Source organism: Sphingomonas lacusdianchii (assembly GCF_022664395.1).
In the GTDB taxonomy this organism is placed as follows: domain Bacteria; phylum Pseudomonadota; class Alphaproteobacteria; order Sphingomonadales; family Sphingomonadaceae; genus Sphingomonas; species Sphingomonas lacusdianchii.
The window spans coordinates 132203-143633 of the sequence record NZ_JAKRET010000001.1; the positions used below are offsets into that span (position 1 = coordinate 132203).

The window sequence follows — 11431 nt, forward strand, 5'->3', positions numbered from 1 at the left end:
CTACGCTCAAACCATTGTAAATAATCAGGTTATGGCATTCAAAAAGGCCGACGTACCGTAACCTTTGTCAACTTCCGGAACGTCATCCGCAGCGCAAATTGGTCACGATTCCCTTGTCGTCGACATCGATGTTCAGCCGGTCGGGCCGAAAGTCCATCGTCACCATCATCCCCGGCCGGATCACCCGCACCGCCCGTGCGCCCGACCGCTTGCCCGCATCGTCCGCCGTAGTTTCGGTCACCGCCTTGCCGACCAGATCGGCGATCGAACCAAGACCGCAACTGTCGATCTCTGAAGCGGCGCCCGGCCCGACCGGCCGCGACCCGATCGTCGGCGGCGACGTCCGTACCGGCGGCGGGATCTGTGGTTCGGCACAGCCGGCCACCGCGACTGCCATCAACGCAAGCTGCTTCATTCCACCACCTCCGCTCGGGTCATCTTCAATCGTCCACCCAGCACGGTGAACCCAAGCTGACCCTCCACCAGCGCCAGCGCATCGCGCCCGAACTGCTCGAACCGCCACCCGTTCAGGATCGACAACCCGTCGCGCTGTCCGGCGGCCAGCGCCTCCAGATCGTCCGACCGCGCCAGCAGCCGCGCGGCGACCTTGATCTCGTTCGCGCGGATTTTCAGCAGCAGTTTCAGCAGGTCGGCGACCAACGCGCCTTCCTTGCCCAATGCCGGCTTGCGCTCATCGCGCCCCGGCATCTCGTCGGCGGGCAACGGACGCGCCTCGGCCAGCGCGGTCATCATCCGCGCGCCGATATCGTTATGCGCCCATGCCGCCGACAGCCCGCGCACCTTCGCCAGATCGGCCTGCTTGCGCGGTGGGTTACCGGCCAGATCGGCGATCGTCTCGTCCTTCACGATTCGCCCGCGCGGCAGATCCTTGCCCTGCGCCTCCAACTCGCGCCACTTGCCCAGCGCCTTCAGCCGGCCCAGCACCTCGGGCTTGCGGCTGTTGACGCGGATGCGCTGCCACACCGTCTCGGGATCGTTGAAATAATTGGACGGATCGCCGATCCGCTCCATCTCCTCGTCCAGCCACAGCCCGCGCCCGGTCTTGCGCAGCTTGGCCAGCATCTTGGGAAAGATCACCGACAGATGCGTCACATCGGCGATCGCATAGTCGATCTGCCGATCGTCGAGCGGGCGCCGCGACCAGTCGGTGAACCGCGCCCCCTTGTCGACGGTGATCCCCAGATAGGCGTCGACCAGGTTGGAATAGCCGACCTGCTCGCCCTGACCCAGCGCCATCGCCGCCACCTGCGTGTCGAACATGGGGAAGGGCGTCTTGCCGGTCAGTTTATAGACGATCTCGATGTCCTGCCCGCCCGCATGGAAGACCTTCAGCACCTCGTCATTGTCGGTCAGCAGGTTCAGCAGCGGGGTCAGGTCGATGCCCGGTGCCATCGGATCGATCGCCGCCGCTTCCTCGGTATTGGCGATCTGGATCAGGCACAGTTCGGGCCAATAGCTGTTCTCGCGCATGAATTCGGTGTCGACGGCAACGAAGTCGGACGTGGCGAGGCGGGTACAGAGGGCGGCGAGGGTCGCGCTGTCCTCGATCAACGGATGGATATGCATCACGCCCGCATAGCAAGGTTCCGCGCCTTGACAAAAGGGGGTGGGGGAGGGAAGCGGCGCACATCCAGAAATCACTATTTTAGTGAAACACCGCCAAAGGTCTTACCGATGCACGCCTATCGCACTCATAACTGCGGCCAGCTTACGGACGCGAACGACGGCGATACCGTCCGCCTGTCGGGCTGGGTTCATCGCAAGCGCGACCATGGCGGTGTGCTGTTCATCGATCTGCGCGACCATTACGGCATTACCCAGATCGTCGCCGACAGCGATTCGCCCGCGCTCGCGCTCCTCGAATCGGCCCGCACCGAATCGGTGCTGACCATCGACGGCAGCGTGAAGCTGCGCAGCGAGGCGACGAAGAACCCGAACCTCGCCACCGGCGCGATCGAAGTCTATGCCCGCGCCGCAACGCTCCAGTCGGCGGCGCAGGAACTGCCGATGCCAGTCGCCGGCGAGGCCGAGTATCCGGAAGACATTCGCCTGCGCTATCGTTTCCTCGACCTGCGTCGCGAGCGGCTGCACGCGAACATCCTGCTGCGCTCGAACGTCATCGCCTCGCTGCGCCGCCGGATGATCGATCAGGGCTTCACCGAATTCCAGACCCCGATCCTAACCGCGTCGTCGCCCGAAGGCGCGCGCGACTATCTGGTCCCCAGCCGCGTCCATCCGGGCAAATTCTACGCGCTGCCGCAGGCGCCGCAGATGTTCAAGCAGCTGCTGATGGTCGCGGGCTTCGACCGCTATTTCCAGATCGCGCCCTGCTTCCGCGATGAGGACGCGCGCGCCGACCGCAGCCCGGGCGAATTCTACCAGCTCGATTTCGAGATGAGCTTCGTGACGCAGGAAGACGTGTTCGCCGCGATCGAACCCGTCCTGCACGGCGTGTTCGAGGAATATGCCGACTGGCAGGGCAAGGGCCGCACCGTGTCGCCGCTGCCGTTCAAGCGTATCCCCTACCGCGAATCGATGCTCAAATACGGCAACGACAAGCCCGACCTGCGCAACCCGCTGCTCATCACCGACGTGTCCGACCTGTTCGTCGGATCGGGCTTCGGCCGTTTCGCCTCGATCGTCGAGGCGGGCGATGTCGTCCGTGCGGTGCCGGCACCCAGGACCGCTGACAAGAGCCGCAAATTCTTCGACGACATGAACGCCTGGGCCCAGTCCGAAGGGTTCGCTGGCCTCGGTTACGCTACCCGCAAGGGCGGCGAATGGGGCGGCCCGATCGCCAAGAACCATGGCGAGGAAGGCATGGCCAAGATCGCCGAAGCGCTCGGCCTTGGTCCCGATGACGGCGTGTTCTTCGCCGCCGGCAAGGAAGCGCAGGCCGCCAAGCTCGCCGGCCTCGCACGCACCCGCGTGGCCGAGACGCTGGGGCTGATCGACGACAAGCGCTTCGAATTCTGCTGGATCGTCGACTTCCCGATGTTCGAATATGACGAGGACGCGAAGAAGGTCGATTTCAGCCACAACCCCTTCTCGATGCCGCAGGGCGAGATGGAAGCGCTGGAGACGATGAACCCGCTCGACATTCTCGCCTATCAGTATGACATCGTCTGCAACGGCGTGGAGCTGTCGTCGGGCGCGATCCGGAATCACCGCCCGGAGATCATGTACAAGGCGTTCGAGATCGCCGGCTATTCGCAGGAAGACGTGGACACGAACTTCGCGGGCATGATCAACGCCTTCAAGTTCGGCGCCCCGCCGCACGGTGGCTCGGCGCCGGGCGTCGACCGGATCGTCATGTTGCTGGCCGACGAGCCGAACATCCGCGAGGTCATCACCTTCCCGATGACGCAGAAGGCAGAAGACCTGATGATGGGCGCGCCCAACTATGCGACGCCCAAGCAGTTGCGCGAACTGAACATCCGCGTGACCGTCGAGGGTCCGAAGGAAGGCTGAAGCGTTTCGCGGGGCGGGGTTTTATCCCCGCCCCGCGTCGCATCACGCGTTTTCGAACGTTTCGCCCTCGAGTACGCGCAAACGGCCGTCCTCGATCGCGAATACCGCGCCGTGCAGCTTCAGCTTGCCGGCCTCGACCCGCTCCTTGACGAACGGGAAGGTCATCAGGTTCTGGAGCGAGACCTTGACGCCTTCCTGCTCCAGCGCCTTCTGCCCTGCGGGGCCGGTGCCATGCTCCGCCACGACCTTCTCGCGCGCTTCGTCCAGCAGGTCGATCCAGTGGGCGACGAAGCCGCCTTCACCCGGCTTTGTATTGGCCAATGACTGGGTAAGGCAGGCATTCACGCCGCCACATGCGCCATGGCCGAGAACGAGGACTTCCTCGACCTCCAGCTTGGTCACCGCGAATTCCAGCGCCGCCGACACGCCGTGGCGCCCGCCATCATCCTCGAACGGCGGAACGAGGTTGGCGACGTTGCGCACCACGAAGATCTCGCCCGGCCGCGCACCGAAGATCGTCGCCGGATCGACCCGGCTGTCGGAGCAGGCGATCACCATCACCTTCGGGCTCTGACCCGTTGCCAGTTCGCTCCAGCGTTCGCGTTCCTGCTGCCACTCGGTGCCGCGGAAGCGATAATAGCCTTCCTTGAGGTCGCTGAAGTGCATCAAATATTCTCCGTCCGATGGTATAAATCTTCCCTCGGTCGCTAGACGCATGGGCGCCGCGAACGTTGCAGGCGGTTGTTCGTTTCCTCGCGCATCGCTATCTGACGCCCATGAACGAGATGACGCCGCTGCCCCGCCCCCAGCGCACCCGCAAGCCCGACTGGATTCGGGTAAAGGCTCCGACCGGCAAGGTTGTGCAGGAAACCCGCGCGCTGATGCGCTCGAAGAGCCTGACGACGGTGTGCGAGGAAGCGGCCTGCCCGAATATCGGCGAATGCTGGTCGAAGAAGCACGCGACCGTCATGATCCTCGGCGACACCTGCACCCGCGCCTGCGCCTTCTGCAACGTCAAGACCGGCATGCCGCGTGCGGTCGACCCGATGGAGCCGCAGCATGTCGCCGAAGCGGCAGCGGCGATGGGGCTGAACCATATCGTCATCACCTCGGTCGATCGCGACGATTTGCCCGACGGTGGTGCCAAGCAGTTCGTGAAGGTGATCGAGGCGATCCGCGCGGCGAATCCGACGACGACCATCGAGATCCTGACCCCCGATTTCCGCAACAAGCATGAGGCGGCGGTCGAGATGATCGTCGCGGCGCGCCCCGACGTCTACAACCACAATCTCGAAACCGTTCCGCGCCTCTACCCGACGATCCGCCCGGGCGCGCGCTACTATGCGTCGCTACGCCTGCTGGAGAGCGTCAAGAAGCTCGACCCGTCGATCTTCACCAAATCGGGCATCATGCTCGGCCTGGGAGAAGAGCGTCTGGAGGTGCATCAGGTGATGGACGACATGCGATCGGCCGACATCGATTTCCTGACCATGGGCCAGTATCTGCAGCCGACGCCGAAACATGCCAAGGTCATCGACTTCGTTACGCCCAAGGCGTTCGACGGCTTCGCCGCCATCGCCCGGGCCAAAGGCTTCCTGCTAGTCGCGTCGTCGCCGCTCACCCGGTCGAGCTATCACGCGGGTGACGATTTCGAACGGATGCGGGCGAACCGCGATGCCAAGCTGGGCGTTGTCCGCGCCTGATGCCCAAGCATAGCGAAACCCGCCATCTGCCCTACAGCCCCGAACAGATGTTCGATCTGGTCGCCGATGTCGCGCGCTATGGCGAGTTCCTGCCATGGGTCAGCGCGATTCGGGTACGGTCCAGTACCGAGACGGAAATGGTGGCCGACATGATCGTCGGGTTCAAGGGGCTGCGCGAGAGCTTCACGTCGAAGGTGCAGAAGGAGCGGCCCGACCATATCCGCGTCGACTATCTCGACGGGCCGCTTAAATATCTGAACAACGACTGGCGGTTCCGCCCCGACGGGCAGGGCGGCTGCTATGTCGATTTCTGCGTCGACTTCCAGTTCAAGAGCCGCATGTTCGAAATGCTGGCGGGGCAGGTCTTCGACCGCGCACTGCGCAAGATGATCGGCGCGTTCGAGGATCGCGCCGCCGCCCTTTACGGGGATTCGGGTACCGGTTCCTCCGGCGCGACTTCTGGCGGCAGCAGCAGTTCGAGCGCACACAGCGCCGCCTGAAGCCGGATACCACCGCGACCCAGATCGCCGAATTGTCGCAGGTCGGCGACGACCTTCGCCGGATCGCCGCCTTTTTCCGCGCGGGCGAAGACGACCGTTCCGACCGGCTTTTTCTCGGAGCCGCCGCCCGGACCTGCGACGCCGGTAATCGCAACCGCCACATCGGCCTGCGTCACTTCCAGCGCGCCCTGCGCCATGCTCCACGCGGTCGCGATCGATACCGCGCCGAAGGTTTCCAGCACGTCGGAACTGACCTTCACCAGGTCGACCTTGGCTTCGTTCGAATAGGTGACGAAGCCGGCACCGAAGACTTCCGAGCAACCGGGTATCTCGGTGATCGCTGCCGACACCAACCCGCCGGTGCAACTCTCCGCAAGCGTAATACGCCGGCCCGCGGCGCGGTTCGCTTCGACGACCCGACGCGCGGCTTCGACCAGTTCGGGGGGCAAGATACTATCCATCACATCAATTCCGGGCGCGTTGTCCGCATAGCGGCAGGCGCATTTGGGGGTTGGGGCGGTCGGCATCGATTTGGGCGAACAGCACGACCAGCCCGGCGACGTTGCGCGGCGGCAAGGACTGGACAAGGTTTGCTGCGCGCTCGATCCGCGGACAATCGGCCGGATCGATATTGCCGACGACCATCGGTGCGATCAGCGAGGCGACGATCGGCGCGGCGAACGACGAATCGAGTAACTGGATCGCCTGCGGTGCGGTCAGTCGGCCGAGCGCCGCCTTGGCCTGCGGCCATGCAGCGTCGGTTTCGGCTTCGTATCGGGCAAGGAACGGCCCGCTGGTCCGCCGGATCAGTGCGGTCGCCGGCAAAGCATTGGCGCAACGTGCGCCGGCCTGTCGGATCAGTTCGGGCGCGACGAACAGCACCAGCGCCTCTGCCTCCGCGGGGGTCACGCAGGATTGGGTCGTCTGCGCCGATGCCGAACCGCAGGCGAACAGCGCCAGAAGGGCGGCAAGTCGTCTCATCATGCCGGCACCCGGATCGTTGCGATCGCCTGCGCGGCGATCCCTTCCTGCCGTCCGGTAAAACCCAGCCGCTCGCTGGTCGTTGCCTTGATGCTGACCTGTCGTTCTTCGATCGTCAGGATATCGGCGATCCGACTGCGCATCGCCGCACGGTGCGGACCGATCTTGGGTGCCTCGCAGATCAGCGTCAGGTCGACGAAATCGATGACGCCCCCTTCAGTGCGCACCAGTTTCGCGGCGTGGGCAAGGAACTGCCCCGATTCGGCCCCGCGCCATTGCGCATCGCTCGGCGGGAAATGGGTGCCGATATCGCCGGCGCCGATCGTGCCGAGCAGCGCGTCGGTGATCGCATGCAGCGCGACGTCGGCGTCGCTATGCCCCGACAGGCCGCGATCATGCGGGATCAGCACGCCGCCCAGCCACAATTCCTCGCCGGCTTCGAGGCGATGGACGTCGTATCCGGTGGCGCTGCGCGACACGAGAGCGGGCAGGGCGCGCGCCTCGGCCAACGCAAAGTCGGCCGGATAGGTGATTTTGTCGAGCATAGGGTCTCCTTCGACCATTGCCACGTCCAGCCCGATCGCGCGCACCATCTGCGCGTCGTCGGTCGCCTCGGCGCTTGCGTCCCACGCGGCATGGGCATCGCGGATCGCCGACACGGCAAAGGCTTGCGGCGTCTGAACGCGAACCAGCGACGCACGTGGGACGACATCGCCCAGCGCCGCGCCGCCTTGCGCCAGCGTATCGGCGACCGGCAGCACCGGCACCGCGCCCGGCGCATGGTCGAGCGCGGCGAGCAGGCGGTCAATCGTGTCGGCCGGGACGAATGGGCGAGCGGCATCATGGATCAGCACCCGCGCCACATTACCGATCGCGGCCAGACCGGCGGCGACGCTGTCCCGCCGGGTCGCGCCGCCGATGACGTACTCGACGTCACCGATGGCGGACCGCAGCGCATCGGCCTGCCCGACACCGATCACCACGACGACCCGGTCGATCCCCGGATGGCCTGACAGCGCAGCATAGGCATGGGCCACCATCGGTCGTCCGACGATATGCGCGAATTGCTTCGGGGTGGCGCTGCCCGACCGTGTACCGCTTCCGGCGGCGACGATCAGCGCGACTGTTGGTCCGGTCTGCATGGCCGTCCGCCTAGCGCAAGGCGCGTGCCCCCGCCAGCCTTGCCCTTCATGCCGCTTTGCGCTAGGGGCTGCCCAATTTTCAGGCACAATCCATGACCCTAGCTCCCATCCGTATCGGCGATGTCGTCATCGACACGCCGGTGATCCTCGCGCCGATGACCGGCGTAACCGACCTGCCGTTCCGCAAGATGGTGCGGCGGCACGGATCGGGGCTGAACGTCACCGAGATGATCGCCAGCCAGGCCGCGATCCGCGAAACCCGCCAGTCGATCCAGAAGGCGATGTGGGACCCGGTCGAGGAACCCGTGTCGATGCAGCTCGTCGGCTGTACGCCCGTCGAAATGGGCGAGGCGGCGAAGCTGGCCGAGGACAAGGGCGCAGCGATCGTCGACATCAACATGGGCTGCCCGGTCCGCAAGGTGACGAACGGCGATGCAGGATCAGCGCTGATGCGCGACCTGCCACTCGCCGCCGAACTGATCGCGGCGGTGGTCAAGGCGGTGCAGGTCCCCGTCACCGTCAAGATGCGGATGGGCTGGGACCATGCCAGTCTCAACGCTCCCGAACTGGCGCATATCGCCGAGGATCTGGGCGCGCAGATGGTGACCGTCCATGGCCGTACGCGCAACCAGATGTACCGCGACCACGCCGACTGGGCGTTCGTCCGTCGGGTCAAGGACGCGGTGAAGGTGCCGGTGATCGTCAATGGCGACATTTGTTCGGTCGACGACGCGCGTACCGCGCTCGACCAGTCCGGGGCGGATGGCGTCATGATCGGTCGCGGCGCTTATGGTCGCCCGTGGTTGCTGGCGCAGGTGATGGCGGCGCTGTCGGGCGGCCATGTCCCTGACGATCCCTCGATCGAGGAGCAGTATCGCCTGATCCTCGAACATTATCACATGATGCTCGACCATTATGGCGCGGAAACCGGCGTCAACATGATGCGCAAGCATATCGGCTGGTACACCAAGGGGCTGCATGGCTCGGCCGATTTCCGTAACAAGGTCAATCAGGAAGCGAGCGCCCGGACGGTGCTGGCGATGCTCGACGAGTTCTACGCGCCTTGGTGCTCGCGCGCGGCGGCGTGACCCCGGCGACGGTGATGCCGGGCTTCGCGGACCTGTTCGCGGGCCTGCCGGTCGCGGCGCTCGTCCTCGACGAAGCCGGCTGCGTCACCCACGCCAATGGCGCGGCCGAATTGCTGCTGAACCTGTCCGACCGGGCGATGCGTGGCCTGTCGCTCGAACAGATCATCTCGCTGCCGCCGGGCTATGCCGAGCAGCGCGACGGGCGCGCCTTTGCCAGCTATGACTGCGAACTGCAGCTGAAGCGCGGCGGGCGGCTGCGGGTCGACTTTCACGACAGCCCGGCCGCGCACGGGTCGGCGTGGCGGATCGTCATGCTATACGGTTTGCGCGGCGGCCATGCCATGCCCCAGGCCGCGGGCGCACGCGCGGCAATCGGTGCGGCGGCGATGCTCGGTCATGAGATAAAGAACCCGCTATCGGGCATTCGCGGCGCGGCGCAGCTGCTGTCGGGCGACGTCGACGACCGCCCGGTGCTGACCGACCTCATCATCGCCGAAGTCGACCGTATTGCTGCGCTGATCGACCGTATGCAGGACTTCACCGACGACCGGCCTCGCGAACTGGTGACGCAGAACATCTACCCGGTGCTGGCGCATGCGGTCCAGCTCGCCTCCGCCGGTTTCGCGCGCGGCGTGACGATCGAGGAGCGCTTCGATCCGTCGCTGCCGCCGGTGCGCATCGATCGCGACGCGTTCGTGCAGGTGATGGTGAACCTGCTCAAGAATGCAGCCGAAGCGCTCGAAAAGGTCGATACGCCCCGCATCATTCTCGGCACCGCCTATCGCCACGGCATGTCGCATGCCATGGGCAGCGGGCGCCGTGCCGTACCGATCGAACTGACCGTCACCGACAATGGCCCCGGCGCACCCGCCGATATCGCCGGTCACCTTTTCGAACCCTTCGTATCCGGCAAGCGGGAGGGGCGGGGGTTCGGCCTGCCGATGGTCGAGAAGCTGGTCGGTGAGATGGGTGGTCTGGTCCGCTATGCCCGTGAAGGATATCCGCCGATGACCGTGTTCCGCATTCACCTGCCGCGCGCATGACCGGCGCGGCCCGTATTCTGGTCGTCGATGACGACGCCGCGATCCGTACCGTCGTCGCACAGGCGCTGCGACGCGAAGGCCATGACGTCCAGAGCGTCGGTACCCTGGGTCAGTTACGCGCGGAGCTGCGCGCCGGATTGCCGGCGGTTCTTGTTACCGACGTCGTCCTGCCCGATGGCGACGGCCTTGAGATGGCGGCATCGCTCGCCACCGAATATCCCGACCTGCCGATCATCGTCCTGTCGGCGCGCAATACCTTGACCACCGCGGTCCGCGCGACCGAGGCGGGGGCGTTCGATTATTTGCCCAAGCCGTTCGATCTCGACACCCTCGCCCTCGCGGTCCGCGGCGCGCTGGCAAGGCGGGCGGGGGTGGCCGACGAACAGCCGGTCGAGGCGCTCGATTCGTCGTTGCCGCTTATCGGGCGGTCGCCGGCGATGCAGGACGTGTACCGCATCATCGCCCGCGTCGTCGCCACCGACCTGACCGTTCTGGTCACCGGGGAATCAGGGACCGGGAAGGAACTGGTCGCCCGCGCGATCCATGATCTCGGCCGCCGCCGCCGCGCGCCGTTCATCGCGCTCAACATGGCGGCGATCCCGCGCGAGCTGATCGAAGCCGAGCTGTTCGGCCACGAACGCGGTGCCTTTACCGGCGCGGCGCAGCGCTCGGCCGGCAAGTTCGAACAGGCGGCCGGCGGCACGCTGTTCCTCGACGAGATCGGCGACATGCCGATGGAGGCGCAGACCCGCCTGCTGCGCGTCTTGCAATCGGGCGAATTCACCAGCGTCGGCGGTGCCCGCGTGATTCGTGCCGATGTCCGCATCGTCGCCGCCACCAACAAGACGCTGGCGGCACAGGTCCAGTCGGGTCAGTTCCGCGAGGACCTGTTCTACCGTCTGAACGTCGTGCCGATCGCGCTGCCGCCGTTGCGCGAACGTCGGCAGGACATCTCCCTGCTCGCCCGCCACTTTCTCGATCAGGCCGCCCGCGACGGTCTGCCGCGCAAGTCGCTGACCGCCGAGGCGCTGGCACTGCTGGAGGGACATGACTGGCCCGGCAACGTCCGCGAACTGGAAAATCTGATGCGCCGCGTCGCCGTCCTCGGCCGCGACGCGGTGATCGAGGCGGGCGAGTTGCGCGGCGGACTGGGGGAGGCGACCGGCCGGCCCGCGGCGTTGCCCGATACCGATCTCGACGAAGCGGTTCGCGCCTGGGTTCGGCGCATCGCACGCGAGGAACCGGCCGCGCTCGACAATGGCACGCTGTACGATCGCCTCATCTCCGACGTGGAGCGACCGCTGATCGAAGCGATGCTGGATCGCCACGCCAACAACCAGTTGCGCGCGGCAAAGGCGATGGGGCTGAACCGCAACACGCTCCGCAAGCGGCTCGACGATCTCGGCATCGATCCGGCGCTGCGCCCCTATCATGCTGACAAGGAACGCTGATCGGTTCGGTTTTGACCATGTTGCGATTTGA

Annotated in this window: 12 protein-coding genes; 6 read left to right on the plus strand and 6 right to left on the minus strand. The window is 65.8% G+C overall.

The features are described from left to right. Positions 1 to 82: 82 nt before the first annotated feature. Both MF607_RS00620 and rnd read right to left on the minus strand, forming a co-directional pair. A complete protein-coding gene (locus MF607_RS00620; RefSeq protein WP_242115466.1) occupies positions 83 to 415 on the minus strand; it encodes an I78 family peptidase inhibitor in 333 nt (110 codons plus the stop codon). Further along, positions 412 to 1587 carry a ribonuclease D gene (gene rnd, locus MF607_RS00625; RefSeq protein WP_242115467.1) on the minus strand — a complete coding sequence of 392 codons (1176 nt, stop codon included), beginning with the start codon at positions 1585 to 1587 and terminating at the stop codon, positions 412 to 414. Before rnd ends, MF607_RS00620 begins: the two co-directional genes overlap by 4 nt. Positions 1588 to 1695: 108 nt before the next feature. Between rnd and aspS the strand changes: the two genes are divergently transcribed. Further along, positions 1696 to 3492 (plus strand): aspartate--tRNA ligase, encoded by a 1797-nt coding sequence (aspS, locus tag MF607_RS00630; RefSeq protein WP_242115468.1) that lies wholly within the window; start codon positions 1696 to 1698, stop codon positions 3490 to 3492. A gap of 42 nt (positions 3493 to 3534) precedes the next feature. On the opposite strand, the gene MF607_RS00635 is transcribed toward aspS, so the two are convergent. Next, positions 3535 to 4161: a carbonic anhydrase gene (locus MF607_RS00635; RefSeq protein WP_242115469.1), complete on the minus strand. Its 627-nt coding sequence runs from the start codon at positions 4159 to 4161 to the stop codon at positions 3535 to 3537. A gap of 107 nt (positions 4162 to 4268) precedes the next feature. Here MF607_RS00635 and lipA point away from each other — a divergent pair, with 107 nt between their 5' ends. Beyond that, positions 4269 to 5195, plus strand: a complete 927-nt coding sequence (gene lipA, locus MF607_RS00640) for a lipoyl synthase (protein WP_242115470.1) — start codon at positions 4269 to 4271, stop codon at positions 5193 to 5195. Next, positions 5195 to 5695: a type II toxin-antitoxin system RatA family toxin gene (locus tag MF607_RS00645; RefSeq protein WP_242115471.1), complete on the plus strand. Its 501-nt coding sequence runs from the start codon at positions 5195 to 5197 to the stop codon at positions 5693 to 5695. Before lipA ends, MF607_RS00645 begins: the two co-directional genes overlap by 1 nt. Here MF607_RS00645 and MF607_RS00650 read toward each other — a convergent pair. The 3 genes from MF607_RS00650 to MF607_RS00660 are packed head-to-tail and all read right to left on the minus strand — an operon-like array spanning position 5617 to position 7818. Further along, on the minus strand, positions 5617 to 6156 hold the full coding sequence (locus MF607_RS00650; protein ID WP_242115472.1) for a CinA family protein: 540 nt from the start codon (positions 6154 to 6156) through the stop codon (positions 5617 to 5619). The two genes, MF607_RS00645 and MF607_RS00650, sit on opposite strands and share 79 nt — an antisense overlap. A 4-nt stretch (positions 6157 to 6160) precedes the next feature. After that, positions 6161 to 6679, minus strand: coding sequence for a hypothetical protein (locus MF607_RS00655; protein ID WP_242115473.1), 519 nt, complete (start codon positions 6677 to 6679; stop codon positions 6161 to 6163). Then, on the minus strand, positions 6676 to 7818 hold the full coding sequence (locus MF607_RS00660) for a bifunctional 2-C-methyl-D-erythritol 4-phosphate cytidylyltransferase/2-C-methyl-D-erythritol 2,4-cyclodiphosphate synthase (RefSeq protein ID WP_242115474.1): 1143 nt from the start codon (positions 7816 to 7818) through the stop codon (positions 6676 to 6678). The genes MF607_RS00655 and MF607_RS00660 overlap by 4 nt, the downstream gene beginning before the upstream one ends. A gap of 92 nt (positions 7819 to 7910) precedes the next feature. Between MF607_RS00660 and dusB the strand changes: the two genes are divergently transcribed. Genes dusB through ntrC form a run of 3 tightly spaced genes read left to right on the plus strand, consistent with a single transcriptional unit; the run spans position 7911 to position 11400 of the window. Next, positions 7911 to 8906: a tRNA dihydrouridine synthase DusB gene (gene dusB / locus MF607_RS00665; protein ID WP_242115475.1), complete on the plus strand. Its 996-nt coding sequence runs from the start codon at positions 7911 to 7913 to the stop codon at positions 8904 to 8906. After that, complete coding sequence (locus MF607_RS00670; protein ID WP_242115476.1) at positions 8882 to 9949, plus strand: two-component system sensor histidine kinase NtrB; 1068 nt, start codon at positions 8882 to 8884, stop codon at positions 9947 to 9949. Before dusB ends, MF607_RS00670 begins: the two co-directional genes overlap by 25 nt. Beyond that, positions 9946 to 11400: a nitrogen regulation protein NR(I) gene (gene ntrC, locus MF607_RS00675; RefSeq protein ID WP_242115477.1), complete on the plus strand. Its 1455-nt coding sequence runs from the start codon at positions 9946 to 9948 to the stop codon at positions 11398 to 11400. The genes MF607_RS00670 and ntrC overlap by 4 nt, the downstream gene beginning before the upstream one ends. Positions 11401 to 11431 lie beyond the last annotated feature (31 nt).